This window comes from Parasphingorhabdus sp. (assembly GCF_039968395.1).
Lineage (GTDB): Bacteria > Pseudomonadota > Alphaproteobacteria > Sphingomonadales > Sphingomonadaceae > Parasphingorhabdus.
On record NZ_JBDVPV010000004.1, the window covers coordinates 177,612 to 201,211 of the forward strand.

The window sequence follows — 23,600 nt, forward strand, 5'->3', positions numbered from 1 at the left end:
CCCTACTCCGCAGCAACTCCCGCATCTTCAAACATATCCGGTCCGGCATCTTCTTCCGCCGCTTCTTCGCCGTCATTGGCGACCTTGCCCTTGCGCTGGTCGAATGAACTCCACACGTCGTTCCAGTCGCCCTTGGTTGCGCCCTTGGAATATTCCGTCGCGCGGGTTTCGAAGAAGTTGGCGTGCTCGACGCCGTTGAGCAATGGCGCGAGCCATGGCAGCGGGTGGTCTTCGATCATGTAGATGGGTGCAAAGCCAAGCTGGCCCAGACGCCAGTCGGCGATGTAGCGGATATAGCGCTTGATCTCTTTCGCGGTCATGCCGGTGACCGGGCCGTCGCTGAAGGCCAGATCGATAAACGCATCTTCGAGGCGCACCGTTTTCTGGCAGCAGTCGATAATCTCTTCCTTGACGTTCTTGGTCAGGCAGTCGCGTTCCTTGACGAATGTGTGGAACATTTTGACAATGCCTTCGCAGTGCAGGCTTTCGTCGCGCACGGACCAGCTCACGATCTGCCCCATGCCCTTCATCTTGTTGAAGCGCGGGAAGTTCATCAGCATGGCGAAGCTGGCGAACAGCTGCAGGCCCTCTGTAAAGCCGCCGAACATCGCCAGCGTCTTGGCAATATCTTCGTCGGTATCGACGCCGAACGTGCCCATATAATCATGCTTGTCCTTCATTTCCTCATATTCGAGGAACATGCTATATTCGCTTTCGGGCATGCCGATCGTGTCGAGCAGATGGGAATAAGCAGCGATGTGGACGGTTTCCATGTTGGAGAATGCGGTCAGCATCATCTTGACTTCGGTCGGTTTGAACACGCGGCCATATTTGTCGTGATAACAATCCTGCACCTCGACATCCGCCTGGGTGAAGAAGCGGAAAATCTGGGTGAGCAGATTGCGCTCGTGATCCGTCAGCTTTTGCGCCCAGTCGCGGCAATCCTCGCCCAATGGCACTTCTTCCGGCATCCAGTGAATCTGCTGCTGGCGTTTCCAGAAGTCATAGGCCCAGGGATATTCGAAAGGCTTGTAGGTTTTCCGGGCTTCTAAAAGTGACATGTTTACTGACTCCTGTGGTGCAGACTAAGTGGTTGGTTTCGTAGTGACAACGGCCGGCGTCGGCGCCCGAGGCGTCAGGCGCTTGGCCAGATTAATAAAGCGCTGTTCAAAATAATATGTCGAAACATGCGCCAGTGCAAAAGTAGCCGCGAACAAAAGCGGCCGCTTGAGATATTTTTCCAGCAACTCGCCAGACCCCAGCCATGTGTGATCAAGCATGACATGAAAGACGTAAAGCGCATAGGAAATTTTTGCGATATAGGCCGCGGGTTTCGAACAGAGCAGATATTTTGCCCAGACCGGCGCGTGCCATAAAGTCACCCCGACCACCATCGCAATGGCATAAGGCCGTGCATAGGCCAGCGGGGTATAGATGAAATAGGTGCAGGCAATGGCAATGGCCGCGGCCACATAAAAATTTATGCCGGAGAAAAGCTTCACCGCACGCGGACCAAATGCGCCGAGATAGATGAGCGCAACCATGGCGCCGGCCAGTATCTCGTCGACGCGGTGCCAGGTGACGATGCTGATGGTCTCGCCATCATGGATGCGCAGCGCCGTGACCAGCAGACCCATGATCGGGAGCAGGTACAGGCCCTTGCGGCCAAGCAGCGCGACGATCAGGGCCGCCGCGAGATAAAATTGCGCCTCGATGCACAGGCTCCACAAATGCCCGCCGGCATCGAGCAATTGCGCGGGCGGAAGGTTGGAGAAAAACAGCAAGTTGGCACCCAGCTCTGCCTCGCTCCGTGCGGAGCCTTCGGCAAAATAGAGGATGATCATGGCCAGCCACGCCAGCGGCACGATGCGCAATATCCGGCGGACCAGAAACGGATATGGTTCCGGCCGTTCAAACAAAAAGCGCGTGATCAGGAAACCCGACAGCACAAAGAATATCGCCATCCCGCCAGCGCCAAAAGCTTCATTCGATCCCGGGATAATCGCATCGAACGGCAGCAGGTGTCCGCCAATGACCAGCAATATGCACAGCGCCCGCCAGCCATCCAGAACCGCCAGCCGGTTCTCGCCGGCGGACAGGGTCGGATCGACCGGAGCCGCAGCTGGTGCCGGGGCAGAATCCGTACCAGACGCCGTCGTGTCAGAAGTCCGGGTCATGTCAAAGGTCTGGGCCGCTCGACCACAAGATCAGAGCCGGGCGTTCCGATGCCGTGAAATATCAATATGATGGTATCGGAACTGTACAACATTTCGGTTTGTTTTAACTCACCCCTGCGGAATGCACCTTTACCTGTTCAAAAAAACAGCCCCCTCCCAAAAGGAGCAAAAGGGAGGGGGCAGTGGGCAAACCCGGTGTCTGTTCCGCCTATTGGCAGGCGAGACACTCATCATAATCGGTCGTGCCTTGCGTGGTCATCAACTCGACCTTTTTCGGGTCGAGCGTATTGTCTGCCTCGACGCCGCCGTTGCCATCGGCGATTTCGTTATTGGCAAAGCCCGCACGCTGAATCGATTTCGAACGCAGATAATAGAGTGACTTGATACCCAATTCCCATGCCCGGAAATGCAGCATCAGCAGATCCCACTTGTCGACATCCGCCGGAATGAACAGGTTCAGTGACTGTGCCTGATCAATATAGGGCGTACGATCCGCAGCGAGTTCCAACAGCCAGCGCTGATCAATTTCGAAACTCGTTTTATAGGCATCCTTTTCTTCGGCATCGAGGAAATCGAGATGCTGGACACTGCCACCCTGTTCGAGGATCGAATTCCAGACATTGTTGCTGTCTTTCGATTTTTCCTGGAGCAGTTTTTCAAGATGCGGGTTCTTCACCACGAAGCTGCCCGACAAGGTTTTGTGAGTATAGATGTTCGCCGGGATTGGTTCGATACAGGCTGATGCCCCGCCGCAGATGATGCTGATCGACGCGGTTGGTGCGATTGCCATCTTGCAGCTGAAACGTTCCATCACACCCTGATCGGCGGCATCAGGACAAGGTCCGCGCTCCTTGGCGAGCATCATGCTGGCCTCGGATGCCTTGGCAGAAATATGCTTGAAGATCTTCATATTCCAAGATTTTGCTAATGCAGATTCAAATCCAAGCCCGCGCGCCTGAAGGAAGCTGTGAAAGCCCATCACGCCCAGGCCAACCGAACGTTCCCGCTCCGCGCTATATTTGGCGCGTGCCATTTCGTCTGGTGCACGGTCGATATAATCCTGAAGGACATTGTCGAGAAAACGCATGACGTCTTCGATAAAGTCCTTGTCTCCGCTCCACTGATCCCATGTCTCGAGGTTCAGCGAGGACAGGCAACACACTGCCGTCCTGTCCTCGCCCAAGTGATCACGACCCGTCGGCAGAGTGATCTCGGAACACAGATTGGATGTAGATACTTTCAGACCCAGATCGCGGTGATGCTTCGGCATCATCCGGTTCACCGTGTCGTTGAAAATAATATATGGCTCTCCCGTTGCCAGCCGGGTTTCAACCAGCTTCTGGAATAGCGAGCGTGCATCAACCGTGCCGCGCACCGAACCGTCTTTCGGAGATTTGAGATCCATCTCACGGCCATCACGCACCGCTTCCATAAACTCGTCGGTCAACAGCACACCGTGGTGGAGATTGAGAGCTTTGCGGTTAAAGTCCCCGGAAGGCTTTCTTATTTCAAGAAATTCTTCAATTTCCGGATGATCAATATCGAGATAGCAAGCTGCTGAACCGCGCCGCAATGATCCCTGCGAAATTGCGAGCGTCAAGCTGTCCATCACGCGGACGAACGGGATGATACCGCTGGTCTTGCCATTCAGTCCAACCGGCTCGCCAATACCGCGAACACTGCCCCAATAGGTGCCAATTCCGCCGCCCTTGGAGGCCAGCCAGACATTCTCGTTCCATGTATTGACGATTCCGCCAAGGCTGTCGTCGACACTGTTGAGATAACAGGAAATCGGCAAACCACGACCGGTACCGCCATTGGACAATACGGGTGTTGCCGGCATGAACCAGAGCTTCGAAATATAGTCATATAGACGCTGCGCATGCTCCTGATCATCAGCATAGGCGTCGGCGACGCGCGCGAACAGATCCTGGAAGCTTTCTCCGGGGAGCAGGTAGCGATCTTCGAGCGTTTCCTTGCCAAAGTCGGTAAGCAAGGCATCGCGCTTGTCATCCGTCGCGATTTTAAAGCGCCGCTTCTCGACACTGTGGCTATCGCGCTCGGCCTTTAATTCTTTCTCGTCATTCTTCTTCTCTGCCGCCGCTTCAGCATCGGCTTTTTTGCTCGTTGCCTTTTTCGCTGCCTCAGGCTCCTTTACCGGAGCGTCATTTTCTGAAGATGTCTCTGTTGCTGCCGGCTTGTCCAAAACTTCCGCACCCATATCACTCTCACTCATATCACTGCCATTATGTCCGGTATCACTGTCCCGGTTATCTCTGAAATCCATCAAGGCCCCCTTAAAAACGCAACAAAATCAAACATCCTGATCGGTCAGAAACCGACCTTTCCAAGGACTTGAATCGGGGCTGCCTGTTCTCGTCTTGTTCGACTCGGGAAATCCCTTTGGCCGAAGCTGCGATACTAGCATTTTAACAGTCCCGGCGGGTATTTATTTTTCGCCCTTCAAATCCGATAAATCGCTTGTGATTTGGCGCAAAGGAGCCCGTCCACCGAGTCGGCGTTATTGACGAATAATACTATACGTTGGTATGCCCCCTAGGCCGAACCACAACCTATAGTGGCTGAGTTGAAATTTTATGCAAGAGGGTAAATGACAATTTAACGACTCCATTCGTCGCATAAATGAATCGCTTCATCGACGACCGATTCATGCTGCAGCGCAGCGACGCATGGACCTGCTAAGCTTGCAGAATAACGCAAGGGCTTAGGTCAAATTTTACAAAAAAATTATCCACAATCCATGCACAGGTACATATGAGCAAATCATGACACCAGATATGGTGGCGATGCGATCAGGTGATGGCTACCTTCAAATTCATTTTCGTCCACTCCCAATTTCAAAAACAGCGCTTGGTGATCCAAAACACAATCGCACCGGCATTGATTTGTTATCACAATGTTGCGGACAGCCGGGATAGTGGCTAGCAATCAACCCCAGAGGGTGAGGACATGACGACATATCACAAAGGTACTTATGGGGCGTTGGCCGCCTTGCTGATTTTGACGGCTCCCGAATCGCCTGCATTTTCCCAGGGCCAGCCATCAGACGCTGCATCATCTGAAACCCCGGATGCCGTATCCACCCAGACGCCAAAAGCCGATCAGGCTTATGTACCTCCGAAAGCAGATGAGCCTGCCCTGCCCACTTTGCCGCCGACACCTGTTCTCGATACAACCAGCTATCCGGAATGCCGGGAAGACTTTCAGAAAATTGCTGCGCCGTTCGACAAGGCGGAAGATACCAACCGTTGCACCCTGTTGCTCGACCAATATTATGCCGGTGTCCTGAACCCTTTCAGGCAGGAAATGATTGACCATCAAAATGCGTTGTCGGCTTTGTATAATGACGAGGTCGGCGGACAGATGAAATATTCACAAGCCAGCCGCGATCAGTTCTACAAAGACATGATGCGTGAACATGCCAATTCTGATCCCGACGGATCCAATCTTGCGGATTATCGTAAATCAGAAGCCCGCTATCAGGAAGACCGCGCCTATCTGCAGGACCGTTTCTGCTTTAACACCGGTTGCGGCGGATATCCTGTTCCCACATATGTTGCCGCAGAAGAACAAACAGAAGTTGCAAGCAGATCGGACAAAAAAAAGTCCGCAAAAAAATCCTCCGGTTCTCAGAAATGCAAAAAATCCCGAAAACGCGGCGGATTTCTTGGCGGTGTGCTTGGCGGGGTAGTTGGTGATGCAGCGGGGCTTGGCACAATTGGTACAATTATCTCCAGCGGTGTTGGCGCGGTGCTGGTGGGTGAAATAGCCTGCAAGCTTACGGACAAGGAACAGAAAGTCGCTGCAGAAGCAACTGTAGAGGTAACCGAGAAAGAAGAAGTAGGCGCTACAGCGGAATGGAAGAGCCCAAGCCGTTCGGGCGTATCCGGATCATCAACGGTTACTGCTCTCAACACCGAACCCAGCGGACGGCGCTGCATGAACATTACTGATGTTGCGATAATCGACGGAGAGGAAACCCGCGTTGCCAAACAGATGTGCCGCGGTCCTGGCGAAAGCCGTTATACCGTGATGGCCTGATTGTCGCTGCAACCAGAAGGCAATTGTGCTAGGATCGGGCGGGGCATGTAACCTTCAGCAGGCAGGAACCCTCGCTCATGCCCGATAATCTCGCAGTCATTCTTTCCGGCGGAGGTGCCAAGGGTGCCTTTCAGGTCGGCGTTCTTGATGAACTCATTACCAACCGCAATGTCAGATTCGACATTTTTTCAGGCGTCTCGACCGGAGCGATCCAGGCGCTTGGCGGCGCGATGAACGACATGCCGGGCATGCTCGATCAATGGCTGTCGATAAAAGGCAATGGCGACATTTATCGAAAACGTCCGTTCGGCGTCGCGAGTGCGATATTCGGTGCGGACTCCCTTTATGATGCCAGCAAGCTCAAGCAAAAGCTCATTGAATATGCTGATCCCGAAAAGCTGAAACGTGCCCGGCGGAAATTGCGGGTTGGAACGGTCAGTCTCGCGACCGGAAGATATGTAGAGATAGATGAGAAAAATCCGGACATCGGCCAGTGGGTTTATGCGTCCAGCGCGCAGCCGCCTTTCTTCCAGCCGCTCAAGACTGTTGATGGGGACGGCACAAGGGAACAGTGGGTAGACGGCGGTGTTCGCAATGTGACGCCGCTTAGCTCAACCATGCATTTGAAGCCGCGCGCGCTGCTGGTCATTCTGGCTTCTCCCCCGGAACCAGTTCGCGTGCCAGGAAAAACATATGACAATCTGGTGGAAATCGGCCTGCGCTCGGTCGGCATACAAGGAAATGAAGTGGCGACGAACGATGTCGGCAATGCCATGCTCATCAATGACCTTCTGGCAGCGCGCGAAGGACAGAGACGCAGGCTGATGCAAATGGGTCTGACCTCTACCCAGATCGGGGAAGCCCTTGCCCCGCTCGACATCCAGCTATCCCGATACAGCTTTGCTCCGGTGCGGATTATTGCACCGCCGGTCGGATTTGAAGCCCCGGAAACGCTCGATTTCAAGCCAGCCAAAATTCGCGCAGCAATCGATGCGGGGCGCCAAGCCGTGACTGATCAATGGGATTCGCTGAGGTTATTCTTGGGAGCCACTTGAGAAATCAGATTGCGTCCGGCCATCGCATACCAACTGCCTCACATTGAAAACTCGGAGCCCAGTCCCAGTTTTCTGGCTTGCCGCAAGATATAGTTTCCCGCAGCGACGTCCTGCGCGGCGATCCCGAGAGATTTGTAGATGGTGACATCTTCCTTGCTCAGCCTGCCTTGCTTTGTGCCCAGGAATATGTCGCCAATTTCTGAAATTTCGTTGAAATTGGATATTATTCCCTGATCCAGTGCAGCGAGCATTTCCCCTGCCTGATCCAGTGCGGATGGCATGTAGTCGACAATGAAACGTGCCGAGCCAAGCATGTCCGGCGCGATTTCCATAACACCGCGATGACTTGCACCTGCAGTATTGAGATGCATGCCAGGCTCCAAACTGCTTGTATCCAGTATTGGCGTGGGTGAAGACGTAACCAGCGTGAGGATATCAGCGCCCTGCACTGCATTTCGCAGATCGGTTGCGACGACCAGTTTTGCGGAAATTTCGGGCTGTAATTTCGCCGCAAGAGTTTCGGCTTTTTCGGCGCTCCGTCCCCAGATCCGAACTTCGTCAAATGACCTGATTTCGCTCACAGCATGAATATGGCTTTCCGCCTGTTCACCCGTGCCCGCCACGAGCATGATGTTCGCTTCCGGTCGAGCCAGCATATCGGTAGCCGCTGCGGTGGCACTGGCCGTTCGAATGGCGGTCAAGACACTGGCATCCATCACCGCAACCGGTTCGCCATATTGTGCATCAAACAGAATATAGAGGCCCATGTGCGAGGAGAATCCGGCCTTCGCATTATTCGGAAAAAGGCTCAGCAATTTGACGCCAAAACCTCGATCGTCGCCACCAAGATAGCCGGGCATTGATCCCAGTTTGTCATCCCCGCCGGGCAACGACATCGCCTGCCGCAAAGGCAATACACTATCGTCTTTCGCGACAGTTTCCATGGCGCCGCGCATTAAGTCGATACATTTGGGATACGTCAGAACCGCCCGGATATCGTCGCCTGACAGAAATCGGACCATGTTCTACTCTCCCACCGACACAGGAACAGGCTGGCCGAAAAGCCGCGCGAGTTTGCGCGACTTCCATAGCCGCACAAAGACAAATGCATTGGCCAGCATGATGACGCCATATAATGTCGGTATGACTGCCAATATAATGTCGTTCATCACCGCCATCGTCAGAAAAGTCGCTACTGTTGCATTTTGAACGCCCACTTCGATGCCGATCGTCACCGAATCCGTATCGTCGAGCCGGAAGACTCTCGCCAGCCAAAGACCAAGGATCATGGCCAGAATGTTCAGAGTAATAACAGCGGGTCCAGCCCGAAGAATGTTCTGCCACACCAGATCAGCGCTGACATAAAGTGAAAACCCGATAACCGAGATCAACACAATCAACGCCGCAGGCCGAAGCCACTTGACCAGTGATTGCGCCAAGGCAGGAACGAGATGGTTGAGCACCATCCCCAGAGCAACCGGCAGAACCGTCATCTGGAACAGCCGGGAAATCGTATCGACAATGGAAAATGCAGGCGCAGTTCCCTCAGCGAGAAAATAATCCAGTGACAGGCCGATCAGAAATGGCGTTGAAACAACCGTAATCAGACTGGCGATCGATGTCAGCACAACAGACAATGCGACATTTCCCTTCGCGGCAAAAACCACCGCGTTGGACGTAATTCCGCCGGGACAAAAGGCCAGGATCAACAGACCTATTGCCAATGCAGGAGGCAATCCGAAAAGCAGCACCACCGCGCAGCCCAATAGCGGCAACAAGATCAACTGCCCCAACAAGCCGGCACCCACGCTTCGCCATTTGCGCAAGACATGGACAAAATCGTTGACCATGAGCGACAGGCCCAGACTGAACATCACGGCAATCAGGCCCCAGCTGATGATGACGGTATTCACATATGTGATCTGATCTTGTGTAATCTTCTAAACTCCCGACCAGATGTCATCCATCAGGCGCAGGAAGTTACCGCCCAGTATCTTGTCAATCCGTGCTGCCGGATGTCCGCGGGATTCCAGCATATCCGCCAGCTTCCAGAATTTGTCTGGCCCCTGTATGTCGGGTAACATCGGTACAATGTCGGCTGTCTCTCCCTTGGCCCCGATACCTGCCGCACGGCGTGCAGCAACTTCCTTGCGAATTTCCGCGCGATAAGCTGGCATATCATCGACAGCAGTGACACCGCCATCACTACCAATACCCACATGATCTTCGCCGCAGACATTGATTGCATGTTCCAGATGCTGCACCAGATCCGTTGCCATGGCTTGCCGTCCAATCGCCAGAAACGGCATGTAATACATGCCTGCCACCCCGCCCTTGTCTGCCAGCATTCTCAATTCTTCATCGGTCTTGTTGCGCGGCAGATCTGTGACTGCGCGGCAACCGGTATGGGTAATCGAGATCGGTGCGCGGGAGGCGGCGAGTGCATCGAGACAAGTCTGTTCGCCGCTGTGGCTGAGATCAACCAGGATATTGTGAGCGTTGAGTTGCTCCAGCACATCCCGGCCAAAATCGGTCAATCCCCGGTTCTCCGCCACCATCGATCCGTCACCCAGTTGATTACGGATGTTATACGTGAGTTGAATGACCCGAACGCCCAAATCGCCAAATATTTCAACACGGGATGCATCATCTCCCATCATCGCAGCATTTTGAAAACCGAGAATGATTCCCGTCTTTCCTGCAGCATGGGCTTCGTGAATATCCTGCGCATCCAAAACCTTGATCAATTGGTCAGAGTTGTGCCGGATCAGCGCATCCCACTGCGCCACTTCCCGAACGCTGTGCTCAAACGGCTCCATATCTCCCGCTACAAAACCGATCGTCACATTGGCCGCACTCATGCCTGAAGCTTTCGCATCGGCCAGTGCCCGCAAGTCGATACCCTTCTCGTTTCGCATGATGACCCGGGACTGGTCATCGGATTGCATCCGCAAATTCACATTGGAAATCCCGCCCAGGGCATCAATGATGATCGGCTTGCGTCTGCGGGCACCTGCCAGTCCCGAACCGCCAGTTTCCGCCAATGCCATTGCCTGTTTCGGGCCGAGCATTGCCCCTGCAGTCAGTGCACCAGCTCCCAACTGCAAAATGCGGCGGCGTTGAAATGGCTTTGTATAAATGGGCCGGTTGTGCATTTTTTGGTTCATCCTTGGTGATTGAAAAAGAAACGACATGGCCAGTCACTGTGTCAGATCGGTATCCTCCGCAAAAACTATTCGGGGAAAATCAACTCGGGTATGGTTTGATGCTTATAGTCCTTGCGCTCGAAGCGATGCCCGCGTTTCACGGTCAGGCTGATCGAACGCAGCGCGGAGATATTCTCCAGGGGATTGTCTTTGAGGAAAACCATATTGGCAAACTTCCCCGTTTCCAAAGTGCCGAACTGTTCCGCTTTTCCCAGTCCCCGGGCCGCCGTAACAGTGGCCGATTTAATCGCCTGATGCGGGGTGAGACCCGCATGTTTCACCAGAATTTCCAGCTCTTCATAAAGCTTTGGAAAAGGTGCGCTAGCGGGAGCCGCCCCATCTGTTCCGGCAATAATCGGGACGCCTGCATCATTCATCGCCCGTGTGATATCGGCCGCCAGCGGAAGAGAACAACGGGGCCGTGCTGGAGGTGCATCAGCATCTTTCGAAGCCTCTTTACCTTGGGTTGCATCCCATTCACCGTACAGATTGAGGGTGGCATCCATGATCGTCCCTGACGCAACAAGTTCGGAGATATAGTTCCGGATTTCGGGATGGTTTGCCGTGATCCCTTCGTAGGAAGGTGGATTATCATGGCCATAGCGCTGCTTGTTTCGTTCACCAACATAGCGTGCAATCATGCAGACATGGGATACCACCGTTGCACCCAGAGAGTCATATGGATCTGCGGGGTAGACTTGGAGATGAGACCAGACCGGAACATTCTGTTCCCTGCCTTCAGCGATGATCGATTGCACCAGCTTGCCGGGCAGATTGGCATAGACTTTGATGCCGGTCGCCCAGGTTCCCTTTGCCTGCGCGACCATTAACGGTATTTTGGAATCCTCTCCAATTGCCTGCATCCAGGGCAGTTTTCCAGGTATTCCGCCAAGTCCAGAGGTCACTGTTCGTCGATCAGAGAAAAAATCGGCACCGGCCATTAGCGATGCATAAAAAAGATCGGGTGCCGGGATTTCGTTGACGAGGGATGCCCGCGACAAATCTGCCAGCGAGCGCACATCACCGGCCATGTCGCGCACGCCGGTTATGCCTCCATATATGCTTCTTTTCAAAAGCGCGCTGGCGATTTCGCGATGCGGAATGGTGGCCAAGTGGACATGCGAATCGATTAGCCCGGGAATCGCAAACTGACCGGCCATGTCGAACACGGTCGCATCTTTCAGCAACGTTTCAGTCAGTGACGCATCAGGCAGGATATCATCGATCCGGTCATCTTGAATGACAATCGCCATGGCGCTGCGGGGTGCGATATCGGTACCGTCAATAAGAACAACATTGCGGTAAACAGTTCTCCCCAAGGCAAGGCCGGCCGCATCGGCAACAGTGAGCCTGGGACGTTCAGAATTGGCTGCACCTGCATCGATTTGGATCGTGTTTTGGGATTGGGCTTTGGCATCGTTCCAAAAAGAACCAGCGATGCATGCGAAAATGATCAGCAGGACCAGAACAGTATTTTTTAAATTCGACCAGTTCTGGACCGGGCGGCCAGTGCTTTCATTGAACCGTCTAAACATTCCCTGCTCCTGTCCATCGTTATCTCGCCCCGGCCCTGACACCGAAACGGCTTCCAGTCTCGCTGAAAATCAGATGACAAGCAAAGGTTTCTTCAGTTGCGATTGACGAGCCCAATGGCCGCCCTCGAACTTCCCGACCGGTGACCGCATTTGTGCGCACCGACAAGAGATGCCAGCCCGGCCTACCCGGCGGGCGAGGACCAAACCATCAGAATGGGCAGGTCAAAAAATCTGATATGTGTGATTGTGGAAACATTCGTATCTATTCGCCTGACAGGCCCGAATTGTTCGAAGATGTTCCGGGTCAAAGCGGGAAGATCGAATGACCACCGTCGAGAACAACGCTTTGACCAGTCATGAAATCACTTTCTTTGGAAGCAAGAAATGCCGCGATGCCTTCCATGTCTTCCAGTTTGCCAATCCGGCCAATGGCCGCACGTCTATTGGCACCATCCTTGAACGCCTGAGGTGTGTCGAGCGACATTTCGGTTTCAATATAGCCTGGCAAGATTGCATTGACGCGAATTCCGGCCTGGCCAAGCTCCACTGCAAGTGCCCTCACCAGGCCTTGCACTGCCGCCTTGGTGGTCGAATATCCAGCGGCTCCGCCCATGCCGACCAGTGCTGCCACGGATGACGTCACGATCAGTCGACCGGGAGCCTTGCGTTCCATCAGATGTGCGGCAACCGGTTTCCATGTTTGAACGACACTCATCAAATTGAGATCAATTGTGTTCAGCCAGGTCTGCCGATCCGTCAAATGAGACATGCCGCGATAACCGCCGCCGCCGGCATTGGCGAAGCAACTGTCAATCTTTTCAAATCGCGTCAGCGTCTTGCCAAATGCATCGTCAATCTGGCCTTCATCAGTGACATCACAAACAAACGCCTCGACGTCACCGCCCATGTCACGCAATTCCTGAACCGCTGCCGAATTCTTTTCTTCGTTGCGACCCCAGATCGCGATTTTTGCACCTTGCTTTGCCAAACCACGGCAAAATGCGAGGCCCAGCCCGCCATTGCCACCGGTGACAACGGCGACGTCGCCAGTTAAATCAAACATGTAAACTCCTAGATTCCGTTATTTTCAAAATTTTGCGATGAGACGACGGAATCTGTTTCTGACGTCTGAAGACCGATGAGATTGCCATCCGGATCGCGCCCAAACATGATCTCGCCGCCGTCCATTGGCCCGGGTTCTGTCATCACCGTTCCGCCTGCATCCACTAGCCGTTTTCGCGCCGCAGCCATGTCTGACACATCAAAGACAATCATGTTGTAGCCCAGTGCATCGACCGGACGCGGCGTCTCAAGATCTTCTGTGGGATGGCTGTGATACTGGAAGATCTCCAGTTCCAGATTACGCACCTGGAACCAGGCCATTTCGACCTTGCTGTCCTTCAGGCCTGACACTCGGTCAATTTTCTCGCTGGAAACTGCCATCCATTTTCCGACCCTGCGGGGCGAGTGCTGGTCCAGGAACGCCGAATAAAATTCTACCATCCGGTCCATGTCCGGTGTCGCCAGTGAAACATGTCTTATGCGGTATCGGTTTTTGGGTGGCTCGGGTAAATCAAGCTGGGAAACATCCACATGTTCAATTTCGGAAATCAAGCCATTCCGATCGCGCGCATAAGCATAGAAGACAGGATTTTTGGGATTGAGGTGCACCATTTTCTCGTCGCCAATATGCTTCGCGCCCCCGGCCAGAAATTTTTGATAGGCCTGCGTATCCTGATTAACCTGATAACAAACATGTGCGATGCCAGGACCTTGTACATCCATGTGAGAAGTCGCCTGCGCTTCCGGTGAGGGATTACCAAATTTCATAAAACGGATCTGCGCGTTCACACTGCGCATCATCTGCGTCCGGGCTTGCACCCCTGCTCTTCCAGCCAGCGTGTCAAACTGTGGGTTATCCGAAATCTCCGCCGCATCGACCGGCGTCAGGTCGACCGCACCCCCATATAGTTCCGCCGTCTTTTCCAGATCGCTGACAGAAGCACCAATGTAACTGACGCCGGTAATGATGGAATCAGGTGGCACGTCGGTTTGAGGACCGCTGCTGCCGCAAGCGCTGAGCAGCGCGATAACACTTAGTCCGGTTGCCAGTCTGCGCATGTAATCCTCCCAAAGATATTTTCTATTCGATGCCGGCATCGAGCGCCACAAGGGTTTTCCAACAGACGCCACTTTCCGACAGCCGGGGCAAGCCCGACGTCGTCTCGAGCCCCTAACTTCTTATTGTACTATATGTCAAATTATGACTGAGTAACAGAAATCATTTATACATATAACGATTTTAGATGGACAAAGAGTCTACTTAAATTTGGTTTCTTGGGAGGGTAAAAAAATGCTGAAAGACCGTCATTCTCACCGTTTCAGCTTTTGCTTGCGACTGAAAAAGTCAAATCTGGCGGCATTGTAACTGCCGATTATCATCGAGACCGTCAGCTCTTCCAGCTCTTCACGGTCCATATCGCTGCGCAATAAATAATCTCCGGCCGAAACCGGTATGCCGAAGGAAATATCGGTCACGGCACGTGCCAGCTCAATCGGCATATCGAAATTCTTGACGACGACATTGGAGAAATAGTCAACTGCTGCGGTGCGCTTGTAATAAGTCGGATCGTGCAAGTTGCTTATCGAGGGGTCGGTCTGCAAACGATGAATGATCATCCCGCGTTCCGCGATGTGGTTCAAATAAACATGAGTGGTTCTTCGCACAAGATCTTCGAAAGTCGCAGCCTGTTCAGCGGCCTCGACCTGATTGCGGAAAAGCAACAGCAATTCCCGTTCCAGAAGCTCCTTCAGCAGGCTCGGCATGCTGTCGAAATACTTGTACATCAGCGATTTGCTGACATCGGCATATTGCCCGATACTTTCCATTGAAAGTTTGGAAATGCCGTCTTTTGCGATCAGCTCAGCGGTTTTGTCGAGAATCATCGATCGCCGGACTTTCGGACTGAATCGTCGTTTGGGTTTCGATTCCGCTTTTGTCACGTCTTGCTGCATATCCCTGGCCAGTCTGAAACATCATGTTAGCATCTTTTTCCAAGTATCAAAGCGTCCTGATTGGAAACTCGGGAATATCACAAATGCTTGCCCGTCAGGGTCATATCCGCCATTGATGCGCCTATCACGAAGCAACCATGTTACCGGAGCCTGTATGACCGTCACGATCAAGACCGCAGACCTGACCGAAAGCGTAGCCGATGCGCTGCAGTTCATTTCCTACTATCATCCGATGGATTATATCAGGGCACTGGGACAGGCATATGAAGCCGAGAAATCCCCCGCTGCCAAAGATGCGATTGCGCAGATATTGACCAACAGCAAGATGTGCGCGGAAGGCCACCGCCCGATCTGTCAGGACACCGGTATTGTCAACGTGTTCGTCAAATGGGGCATGAATTGCCAACTGGACGACACCTCGCAATCCATGCAGGAAATTGTCGATGAAGGTGTGCGCCGCGCTTATTTGCATCCGGAGAACAAGTTGCGTGCATCGATATTGACGGACCCCGCCTTCACCCGCCGCAATACCAAGGATAACACGCCGAGTGTTCTGCATGTTGAAATGGTTCCGGGTGATACCGTGACCGTCGATGTGGCCGCAAAGGGCGGCGGATCGGAGAATAAATCCAAGTTCAAGATGATGAACCCCTCAGACAATATTGTCGACTGGGTGCTCGACATGATCCCGCAAATGGGCGCTGGCTGGTGCCCGCCCGGGATGCTCGGCATCGGTATTGGCGGAACAGCCGAACGCGCGGTTTTGCTCGCCAAACAATCGCTGATGGATCCGATCGACATGGGACAGTTGAAAGAGCGGGGTCCGCGCAATGACATTGAAGAATTGCGGATCGAGATTTTCGACAAGGTCAATGCGCTGGGCATTGGCGCACAAGGACTGGGCGGTTTGTCGACCATCCTGGATGTAAAGATCAACGACTGGCCGTGTCATGCGGCTGGCAAACCCGTTGCCATGATCCCCAATTGCGCTGCCACCCGCCATGCCCATTTCACGCTGGATGGCAACGGCCCTGCCTATCTTGAAGCACCGAAACTGGATGAGTGGCCGGACGTAAACTGGACACCGTCTTCCGAAGCAAAACGGGTGCATCTTGATCAGCTGGATGAAGCAGAAGTACAGAGCTGGAAACATGGCGACCGCCTGCTGCTCAACGGCAAAATGCTGACCGGCCGCGATGCCGCGCACAAACGGATCAAGGACATGCTGGACAAAGGTGAAGAACTGCCCGTCGAATTCCGCGGGCGGGTGATTTACTATGTCGGTCCGGTTGATCCGGTCGGCGAAGAAATAGTAGGGCCTGCTGGCCCGACGACGGCAACGCGCATGGACAAGTTTACCGACATGATGCTCGAAAAAGGCCTGCTCGCCATGGTGGGCAAAGCGGAACGCGGCCTCGATACAGTGGCATCCATCAAGAAGCACAAAAGCGCATATCTGATGGCGGTAGGTGGCAGCGCTTATCTTGTGTCGCGCGCTATCAAGGGATCGAAAGTTGTTGGGTTTGAAGACCTTGGCATGGAAGCCATATATGAATTCGAGGTTCAGGATATGCCCGTGACGGTTGCTGTCGATGCCGACGGCCAGAGCGTCCACCATCTTGCACCACTGGTCTGGCAGGATAAGATCAGGAAGGAAAAGCTGCTGGAAGGAGCGTAACCCGGCTCCGTCATGAAAGAAGATATCAAACTCTATTCCCCGCTGGATCCGATTGCGCTGGCGCTCAAGCTCAAGGCGGAAATGAAGAAACGCAAGAAGCGCAAGGACTATCACGTTTTCGGCGGGGGCACTGAGCGCGATATGAAACTGACCTACCGTCGACATGGCCTCAAAATTGGCGCAGCGCCCTATTTGACTGCAGAGATGAGTGCCCATGAAGGTGGAACTTTAATCGAGGGTGAGATCAGGCAGAACGAACATCCGATTCCGTTTTTCCTGATGTGGAACGGTATTGTTGGATCGTTTTTTCTGTTCTCCCTGTTCCTGTGGACCGTCGACGACGCTCCGATCGCATTCAATCTGGCCTTTTCCGGCATACCCGGCCTTATGCTGATATTCGGACTAACCGCCTGGTATAAAACCAGCCAAAGTGAGCCGGAAGACCCCGGCACACCCCAGCATATCCTCGACTTCCTCGCTGACATAGTCGACGCCAGGCCGCTTTGAAGACTTGGCCGCTTTGACCTTTCCGATCTGGATTCCTGCCGCGCTGCTGGCTGCATTGTTCCTTGCCTGGCGCATGGCGATGCAGCAACGCATCCGCGCAGAAATGTCGGTCAACGCCGCTGCCCTGTCACGGTTTTTCTTTGGTTGGCCGATCGCCTGCATGATGCTCGCAGGTTATATGTTGGCGACTGGCCGCACCGCCCTGCCGACGCTTGATGCCAGCTTTTGGTGGTTTGCCTGGCTCGCCGGATTTGCACAAATGTTGGCAACCAATCTGATCATCATGTCCTTCGGTTTCCGCAATCTGGTCAGCGGGACGGCTTACATGAAGACCGAAACGCTGATCGTCGCGTTTCTGGGTTGGTTCATTCTCGGCGAGGCCCTGGCACCGCTCGCCTGGATGGGCATCGGCATCGCGTTTGCCGGAATCCTTTTCGTTTCGGTCGAAGGCGGTGCAAGAGGTTTGATCCAGTGGCTCCGAGGCTTGAAACAGCCCGCTGCCCTGACCGGTCTGAGCGCCGGTTTGCTGTTTGCGCTGACCGCGATTTTTATCAAGCAATCAGCCAATGAGATAGCTGACGTCGAACGCACTTACGCCGGGTTGATCGTCCTCACCGCGGTGCTGGGTTTTCAAGCGCTCATGCAGGGGCTTTACGTTATAATCCGCGAGCCGGATCAGTTTCGGGCAATGCTGGTACGCTGGCGGATCACAGCCCAGGTCGGCATCCTTGCGGCGATCGCTTCTGCCGGATGGTTTATCGCCTATGCCCACGCCCCTGTTGCCCTGGTTGGAATACTCGGTCAGACGCAGATACTATATACGCTGGGTTTTGGGCGTTTCTATTTGAACGAACCGCTGAGCCAGAGCGAATTGACTGGTATCCTTCTGGTCGGAACCGGTGTAATTATGGCGTTGGCCTCCAGCCTCTGATCATTTTTCGCGGGCGGCCCGCATCCGTTCTACCCAGAGCTGAACATCGGCCGCATCATCTCCTTCATGACGAGGTGCATATTTGTCAAAGGCGGCATAAACTTCTGCCCAGCGCTCTTCCATCCGCACCACATTATAAGGATGGCTCACCAGATAAAATTCGCCAGCCTGCATCTGCTTGAAAATGACTTTGGCAAAATCATCCGCGTCCCAGGCCTCTTCCACCTGACGCTCTGAAATCTCGGATTTGACCCAGCCGGGAATGATGATGCCCAGCTCGATATTGTCCGGCGCTTCCTTGCGCAGTACATCCATCAGGCCGAGCAAAGCGTGTTTTCCAGAGACGTAAGCCCCGCCCGTGCTCGGTAATGCATTGAACAAACTGTTCTCCGATCCGGTGGCATATATGGCTGACGACAATCCATCTTCCCGAAATCTTTTCGCAAATGTCGATATGCCGTGCCAGGCACCCCAGAAATTTACATCGTACAGATTGCGCGCCTCTGCCATATCCATGTCGATCACAGACTTCCGGCCACCGCTGATACCGGCATTATTGATAATGATGTCGCCGCGCCCGTTTTCCGCCCATGCAAAATCTGCCAGTGCTTCAAGGTCTTCCGGTCTTGCCACATCTCCGATAAAAAATTTTGCGTCTATGCCTTCGGATTTCAAGGCTGCGACTGCCTCCCGGAGTCTGTTTTCCCGCGGCTCGAAGATGATGATCCGCGCGCCGGCACGACCGATCTGTTTTGCGAGTGCAAATCCGATCCCGGTTGCGCCGCCCGTGATTACAGCAGTCTTGCCCAGAAAATCCATCTTGTTCTCTCCCCGTTGCCCGTTTCGCGATGTCACATGAAAGACACGATTTCGGACTTATCTTTTGTCTGAACTGACAACACGATCAAAACAGCATATACAGTCCATATGCTTGTCCTAATCATTTTTGTCTGCGGCGTGGGAAATTTCGCCATGCACAAGGCGATGATGGAGAGCAATCATCCCATGATCACCGAAGCGCGTGGAAGCTTTTCGAAATTTCTCGGGCCATATGGCAGTTACATCCTCGAATTTTTCATGCTGGCCGCAGCGCTGATTTTTGCAAATATGGGCATGCTGAGCGCGGTTATCTTCTACGGGATTTATACCCTCGCCAACGGAGCAGGCGCGCTCGTGCTGTTTTCAAACAAACATTGATATTGAACATGTTAGTACCTGTCCTGTCAGATGTGATTCATCCGACTACAAATGTAGTTTGTCGAAAGGCGGTATCATGGGAAACCATCTGGACTTAGCAGCGGCACCGCAATACAGGAATGCGGGCTTTTTCAGGGGGATGATTTGAACACAAAAAAACGGCTAATTCTGGGTACAGGCATTTCTGCTTTGATATTCATGATTGCCCTTCCCCCACGCGCAAATGCACAAACATCCACGCAATCCGTTCCGTCCGTTGAAGATGATTCGCCTCCGGCAACAAATGGTGCGCTATCAACCACTCTCCAGCCCACAGCCGAAAACGGCCGACAGGTTTATGGTGCGGCCCAATTTGCGCGATTCAATCCTCGAACCGCTCTCGACATGGTTCGGCAGGTCCCTGGCTTCACCATCGACACAGGTGATGAAGACGAACGTGGACTGGGTCAGGCAGATGAAAATGTTCTCATCAATGGCGCGCGCATTGCTGGCAAGAACACGGATGCATTTACAGCGTTAAGCCGAATTTCGGCATCCAGCGTACAACGTATCGAAATACTGGACGGAGCAACCTTGAGCATCTCTGGCTTGTCGGGACAGGTTCTCAATCTCGTTGCGAAATCGGACACAGCAGGCGGCATTAGCGGCAATTTCAAATGGGAACCGCGCTGGCGGAGATCGGGAAATAACTGGTTGGAAGGCGAAGCTTCGATCAGCGGAAAGCTTGGCAAAACCGATGTCACACTGGCCATTGAAAACGGGTCTTTTCGAAATGGCGCCGAAGGTGCTGAACAAATAACGGACGGGTCTGGCCTATTGCTGTTCGAACGCGACGAGATTGCCAGGAATCAGGCAGATCGCCCCATTCTCAGCGCCACGTTCGCCCGAACGAGTGAAGCAGGCGCAATATTTAATGCCAGTCTTACCGGTGCCCTCAATCATTTCAGTCAACGCGTCGAATCCCACCGCACGCAAGCCGGTGAAGCTGATGTTACCGAACTGTTCACTGGTCAGGAACGGGAATGGAATGTCGAGCTGAGCGCGGACTATGAATTCGAACTGGGTCGTGGCCGTCTCAAGCTCATCGGGTTGCAGCGTTTTGAACACAGCCCGTTCCAAGATTTTTTCGGTCAGACATTTTCTGACGGGATGACGCCTGCCAATGGCAGCCAGTTTGATCGCACGGTCGACGAAGGCGAATCTGTCCTGAGAGCTGAATATAACTGGAAAACATCTGGTGGGACCGACTGGGGCATTAATCTGGAGGGAGCCTATAATTTTCTGGACAGTGAAGCTTCTCTCAACTCTGTGTCACTACCCGACTCCGACAGCAAGGTAACCGAATATCGCGGGGAACTCATCGGCTCGTACGGTCGGGCACTCAACGACAATCTGACATTGCAGGCGACACTGGGCGGAGAATATAGTCAAATCAGTCAAAGTGGAACACGTGGAGAAACACGATCCTTCGTTCGTCCGAAAGGATCCGTATCTTTCGCTTGGAGACCGGAAGACGGTCTTGATCTCAGCTTGAAGCTGGAACGCACCGTTGGTCAGTTGAATTTCTCAGATTTTGTCGCTTCAATCGACGTAGTCAGCAATGCCAATAACGCCGGAAATCCCGGTCTTGTTCCACCGCAAACCTGGCGGGCCGAACTTGAGACCACGCAAAAGCTGGGTCCGTGGGGATCAATGACGATCAATATCTACGGCGAGAAGATCAGTGACATTGTCGATTCCATTCCCATCACACCAACAACCGAGGCGCGAGGAAATCTTTCTAGTGCAACTCGTTATGGTGTGGAGCTCACATCCTCTATTCTGTTTGACTCGATCGGATGGCGCGGTGCAAAATTGGATATTGAAGGTGAAATCCGCAAAAGCAACCTCACCGACCCGCTAACCGGGGTGTCCCGTCGCATCAACGATGACAAGATATTTACTTATGAAGTCAGCCTGCGCCATGATGTGCCAGGTAGTGACTGGGCCTGGGGATTTGGCGCGGAAGATTTCCGGTTCTCGGATTTTCTGCGACTGGATCAGATCAATTCATTTCAAACCCGCGCGCCCTTTGCGTGGATTTTTGTTGAGCACAAGGATGTATTCGGGCTGACGGTGAACGCCACGCTCAATAATGTGTTCAATCAGGGTGAACGTTTTACGCGAACGGCTTTTGGTCAGTTTGACACGCCGGACGGAACTTATGGCAACGCCTTGGACGGGTTCATTCGCGGCCGACGCAATGGTGCTGTAGGGTTTGTGGAGGATCGGACGCGCAAATTCGGGCTGGTCTATCGCCTGACCGTAAGTGGCAGTTTCTAACCGACAGCCTGGTGCATCTGAAAGCAGCCTCGCTTTGTAGACAATTGAACAGCACATGCCTACATCCAGTGCATGCCGCCTGATCACAGTACCAAGGGTCAAATCGATCCACCCATGATTCCGACGCTAAAGCGCTTTCTGCCCTATTTGTGGCCGAAAGATGCTCCAGGCCTGCGGCTGCGCATCGTCATCGCCGGCTTGCTGGTACTATGCGCCAAGGCGGCGGTGCTCACCATGCCGTTTCTCTACAAAGCAGTTGTTGATGGGATGACTGCCGGTACCGAGGCAGCGCTTACGGTGCTGCTGGCCCTGGTGGCCGCTTATGGGTTGGCGCGATTTGGTCAGGTGCTGTTCGACAATCTCCGCAACATCGTGTTCGAGAGAGTAGGTCAGGAAGCAGCCCGCCGACTAGCCACCAATGTATTTGCTCATTTGCACCGTCTGTCCCTGCGTTTTCACCTCAACCGCAGGACAGGCGAAGTTACAAAAATCATCGAGCGCGGGACCAAAAGCATCGACATCATGCTCTATTTCCTGCTGTTCAATATCGCTCCGACAATGATCGAACTCATCGCGGTGCTGATCATCTTTCAGGTCAAATTCGGTTTCGGACTGGTCGCGGCCACCGTCCTGATGGTCGCAATTTATATAACCGTCACCCGCAAGATCACCGATTGGCGCAACGCATTGCGCGCAGAGATGAATGATATGGATACGCGTGCCATTGGCCGTTCGGTCGATGCGCTGCTCAACTATGAGACTGTTAAATATTTCACCGCTGAACGGCGAGAAGGCGAACGCTATGACAGCGCAATCCGGGATTGGGCCGATGCGGCAGTCAAGTCGGAAAATTCACTCGGCATTCTGAACATGACCCAGTCGCTGATCACCAATCTGACAATGATCGGGGCGATGGGTTTTACCGTTTACGGCTGGCGGCAAGGCAATCTGACGGTCGGTGATCTGGTACTGGTCAACGCTTTGCTGATGCAGCTGTTCCGGCCGCTGGATTTGCTCGGCATGGTCTATCGCACAATACGTCAGGGCCTCGTCGACATGGATGCGATGTTCAAATTGATCGACACCGATCCTGAAATTGAAGACAAGCGCGACGCCTCTCGGCTTGCCGTCGGTTCGGGCGTGGTACAGTTTAAAAATATCGTCTTCGGCTACGATGCGGATCGAGAGATTTTGCATGATCTGGAATTTGAAGTGCCCTCTGATGGTACTTTGGCAATTGTTGGGCCTTCCGGTGCGGGCAAGTCGACCCTCGCGCGCTTGCTGTTCCGTTTCTACGATCCACAATCCGGACAGATCCTGATAGATGGCCAGAATATTGCCGACGTCACTCAGGAAAGTCTGCGCGGGTCTATCGGTATCGTGCCGCAGGACAGCGTGTTGTTCAACGACAGTATTGGATATAATATCGGCTATGGCCGCGAAGGCGCAACCCAGGCAGAAATCGAAGAAGCGGCTCGCGGAGCGGCGCTGGACGGTTTTATCGCCAAGTTGCCGGATGGCTATGATACTCAAGTTGGCGAGCGCGGGCTCAAACTGTCAGGCGGCGAAAAACAACGCGTCGCCATTGCGCGGACATTGCTCAAGAATCCGCCGATTTTGATTCTGGACGAAGCCACTTCTGCGCTAGATAGCCGGACAGAAGATGAAATTCAGACGACCCTTTCCAAAATATCCGAACGTCGCACCACTCTGATTATTGCACACCGACTATCAACCATTACCCATGCAGACGAGATTATCGTTCTCAACGAAGGTCGAATTGCAGAACGCGGAAACCACAGGGACTTGTTGAGTAAACAAGGTCTCTACGCAGACATGTGGAAACGGCAGGCCGAGGACAGGCAGCTGGAAGGCACTTAAAAAGCGACAACTAGCTATTGTATAATATAGAGAA

General features: G+C 53.5%; 19 protein-coding genes. 8 read left to right on the forward strand and 11 right to left on the reverse strand.

Going from position 1 to position 23,600, the window contains the following annotated elements:
• Positions 1-2: 2 nt before the first annotated feature.
• The 3 genes from ABJI30_RS10090 to ABJI30_RS10100 form a co-directional block, all read right to left on the reverse strand.
• The gene (locus tag ABJI30_RS10090; protein ID WP_348018065.1) at positions 3-1,061 is read right to left on the reverse strand and encodes a ribonucleotide-diphosphate reductase subunit beta; all 1,059 of its coding nucleotides are present in this window, start codon (positions 1,059-1,061) and stop codon (positions 3-5) included.
• 24 nt (positions 1,062-1,085) lie between these two features.
• Positions 1,086-2,177, reverse strand: a complete 1,092-nt coding sequence (locus ABJI30_RS10095) for an acyltransferase (RefSeq protein ID WP_348018066.1) — start codon at positions 2,175-2,177, stop codon at positions 1,086-1,088.
• A 208-nt stretch (positions 2,178-2,385) separates the two neighbouring features.
• Positions 2,386-4,413: a ribonucleoside-diphosphate reductase subunit alpha gene (locus ABJI30_RS10100; RefSeq protein WP_348018174.1), complete on the reverse strand. Its 2,028-nt coding sequence runs from the start codon at positions 4,411-4,413 to the stop codon at positions 2,386-2,388.
• Between the two features lie 734 nt (positions 4,414-5,147).
• Here ABJI30_RS10100 and ABJI30_RS10105 point away from each other — a divergent pair.
• Both ABJI30_RS10105 and ABJI30_RS10110 read left to right on the forward strand, forming a co-directional pair.
• Positions 5,148-6,239: a hypothetical protein gene (locus ABJI30_RS10105; protein ID WP_348018067.1), complete on the forward strand. Its 1,092-nt coding sequence runs from the start codon at positions 5,148-5,150 to the stop codon at positions 6,237-6,239.
• 77 nt (positions 6,240-6,316) lie between these two features.
• Positions 6,317-7,294 (forward strand): patatin-like phospholipase family protein, encoded by a 978-nt coding sequence (locus ABJI30_RS10110; RefSeq protein WP_348018068.1) that lies wholly within the window; start codon positions 6,317-6,319, stop codon positions 7,292-7,294.
• A gap of 38 nt (positions 7,295-7,332) precedes the next feature.
• Here ABJI30_RS10110 and ABJI30_RS10115 read toward each other — a convergent pair whose 3' ends face one another.
• The 7 genes from ABJI30_RS10115 to ABJI30_RS10145 all read right to left on the reverse strand — a co-directional run bounded on the left by ABJI30_RS10115 (position 7,333) and on the right by ABJI30_RS10145 (position 15,038).
• Entirely contained in the window at positions 7,333-8,316 is a 984-nt protein-coding gene (locus ABJI30_RS10115) for an ornithine cyclodeaminase family protein (RefSeq protein ID WP_348018069.1), read from the reverse strand.
• 3 nt (positions 8,317-8,319) lie between these two features.
• Entirely contained in the window at positions 8,320-9,207 is an 888-nt protein-coding gene (locus ABJI30_RS10120) for a bile acid:sodium symporter family protein (protein WP_348018070.1), read from the reverse strand.
• Positions 9,208-9,234: 27 nt separating this feature from the next.
• A complete protein-coding gene (locus tag ABJI30_RS10125) occupies positions 9,235-10,449 on the reverse strand; it encodes a membrane dipeptidase (protein ID WP_348018071.1) in 1,215 nt (404 codons plus the stop codon).
• Positions 10,450-10,526: 77 nt separating this feature from the next.
• Complete coding sequence (locus ABJI30_RS10130) at positions 10,527-12,035, reverse strand: amidohydrolase family protein (RefSeq protein WP_348018072.1); 1,509 nt, start codon at positions 12,033-12,035, stop codon at positions 10,527-10,529.
• A 304-nt stretch (positions 12,036-12,339) separates the two neighbouring features.
• The gene (locus ABJI30_RS10135) at positions 12,340-13,098 is read right to left on the reverse strand and encodes an SDR family NAD(P)-dependent oxidoreductase (protein WP_348018073.1); all 759 of its coding nucleotides are present in this window, start codon (positions 13,096-13,098) and stop codon (positions 12,340-12,342) included.
• Between the two features lie 8 nt (positions 13,099-13,106).
• Positions 13,107-14,156 (reverse strand): VOC family protein, encoded by a 1,050-nt coding sequence (locus ABJI30_RS10140; RefSeq protein ID WP_348018074.1) that lies wholly within the window; start codon positions 14,154-14,156, stop codon positions 13,107-13,109.
• Positions 14,157-14,408: 252 nt separating this feature from the next.
• Positions 14,409-15,038, reverse strand: a complete 630-nt coding sequence (locus ABJI30_RS10145; protein WP_348025475.1) for a helix-turn-helix domain-containing protein — start codon at positions 15,036-15,038, stop codon at positions 14,409-14,411.
• 166 nt (positions 15,039-15,204) lie between these two features.
• On the opposite strand from ABJI30_RS10145, the gene ABJI30_RS10150 reads away from it, so the two are divergent.
• The 3 genes from ABJI30_RS10150 to ABJI30_RS10160 are packed head-to-tail and all read left to right on the forward strand — an operon-like array spanning position 15,205 to position 18,166.
• Positions 15,205-16,728, forward strand: coding sequence for a fumarate hydratase (locus ABJI30_RS10150; RefSeq protein WP_348018076.1), 1,524 nt, complete (start codon positions 15,205-15,207; stop codon positions 16,726-16,728).
• Positions 16,729-16,740: 12 nt separating this feature from the next.
• On the forward strand, positions 16,741-17,235 hold the full coding sequence (locus ABJI30_RS10155) for a hypothetical protein (protein WP_348018077.1): 495 nt from the start codon (positions 16,741-16,743) through the stop codon (positions 17,233-17,235).
• 13 nt (positions 17,236-17,248) lie between these two features.
• On the forward strand, positions 17,249-18,166 hold the full coding sequence (locus tag ABJI30_RS10160; RefSeq protein ID WP_348025476.1) for a DMT family transporter: 918 nt from the start codon (positions 17,249-17,251) through the stop codon (positions 18,164-18,166).
• On the opposite strand, the gene ABJI30_RS10165 is transcribed toward ABJI30_RS10160, so the two are convergent.
• Entirely contained in the window at positions 18,167-18,985 is an 819-nt protein-coding gene (locus ABJI30_RS10165; protein ID WP_348025477.1) for an SDR family NAD(P)-dependent oxidoreductase, read from the reverse strand.
• Positions 18,986-19,138: 153 nt separating this feature from the next.
• Here ABJI30_RS10165 and ABJI30_RS10170 point away from each other — a divergent pair, with 153 nt between their 5' ends.
• The 3 genes from ABJI30_RS10170 to ABJI30_RS10180 all read left to right on the forward strand — a co-directional run bounded on the left by ABJI30_RS10170 (position 19,139) and on the right by ABJI30_RS10180 (position 23,566).
• Positions 19,139-19,363: a hypothetical protein gene (locus ABJI30_RS10170; protein ID WP_348025478.1), complete on the forward strand. Its 225-nt coding sequence runs from the start codon at positions 19,139-19,141 to the stop codon at positions 19,361-19,363.
• Between the two features lie 144 nt (positions 19,364-19,507).
• The gene (locus tag ABJI30_RS10175) at positions 19,508-21,685 is read left to right on the forward strand and encodes a TonB-dependent receptor plug domain-containing protein (protein WP_348018081.1); all 2,178 of its coding nucleotides are present in this window, start codon (positions 19,508-19,510) and stop codon (positions 21,683-21,685) included.
• 72 nt (positions 21,686-21,757) lie between these two features.
• Positions 21,758-23,566, forward strand: coding sequence for an ABC transporter ATP-binding protein/permease (locus ABJI30_RS10180; protein WP_348018082.1), 1,809 nt, complete (start codon positions 21,758-21,760; stop codon positions 23,564-23,566).
• The last annotated feature ends 34 nt before the right edge of the window (positions 23,567-23,600 follow it).

What these genes read in the sequence shown, in the direction of transcription:
- ABJI30_RS10090 (WP_348018065.1), bottom strand. Translation starts at nt 1,061, where the DNA reads ATGTCACTTTTAGAAGCCCGGAAAACCTACAAGCCTTTCGAATATCCC.
- ABJI30_RS10095 (WP_348018066.1), bottom strand. Translation starts at nt 2,177, where the DNA reads ATGACCCGGACTTCTGACACGACGGCGTCTGGTACGGATTCTGCCCCG.
- ABJI30_RS10100 (WP_348018174.1), bottom strand. Translation starts at nt 4,413, where the DNA reads ATGAGTGAGAGTGATATGGGTGCGGAAGTTTTGGACAAGCCGGCAGCA.
- ABJI30_RS10105 (WP_348018067.1), top strand. Translation starts at nt 5,148, where the DNA reads ATGACGACATATCACAAAGGTACTTATGGGGCGTTGGCCGCCTTGCTG.
- ABJI30_RS10110 (WP_348018068.1), top strand. Translation starts at nt 6,317, where the DNA reads ATGCCCGATAATCTCGCAGTCATTCTTTCCGGCGGAGGTGCCAAGGGT.
- ABJI30_RS10115 (WP_348018069.1), bottom strand. Translation starts at nt 8,316, where the DNA reads ATGGTCCGATTTCTGTCAGGCGACGATATCCGGGCGGTTCTGACGTAT.
- ABJI30_RS10125 (WP_348018071.1), bottom strand. Translation starts at nt 10,449, where the DNA reads ATGCACAACCGGCCCATTTATACAAAGCCATTTCAACGCCGCCGCATT.
- ABJI30_RS10130 (WP_348018072.1), bottom strand. Translation starts at nt 12,035, where the DNA reads ATGTTTAGACGGTTCAATGAAAGCACTGGCCGCCCGGTCCAGAACTGG.
- ABJI30_RS10135 (WP_348018073.1), bottom strand. Translation starts at nt 13,098, where the DNA reads ATGTTTGATTTAACTGGCGACGTCGCCGTTGTCACCGGTGGCAATGGC.
- ABJI30_RS10140 (WP_348018074.1), bottom strand. Translation starts at nt 14,156, where the DNA reads ATGCGCAGACTGGCAACCGGACTAAGTGTTATCGCGCTGCTCAGCGCT.
- ABJI30_RS10150 (WP_348018076.1), top strand. Translation starts at nt 15,205, where the DNA reads ATGACCGTCACGATCAAGACCGCAGACCTGACCGAAAGCGTAGCCGAT.
- ABJI30_RS10155 (WP_348018077.1), top strand. Translation starts at nt 16,741, where the DNA reads ATGAAAGAAGATATCAAACTCTATTCCCCGCTGGATCCGATTGCGCTG.
- ABJI30_RS10165 (WP_348025477.1), bottom strand. Translation starts at nt 18,985, where the DNA reads ATGGATTTTCTGGGCAAGACTGCTGTAATCACGGGCGGCGCAACCGGG.
- ABJI30_RS10170 (WP_348025478.1), top strand. Translation starts at nt 19,139, where the DNA reads ATGCACAAGGCGATGATGGAGAGCAATCATCCCATGATCACCGAAGCG.
- ABJI30_RS10180 (WP_348018082.1), top strand. Translation starts at nt 21,758, where the DNA reads ATGCCGCCTGATCACAGTACCAAGGGTCAAATCGATCCACCCATGATT.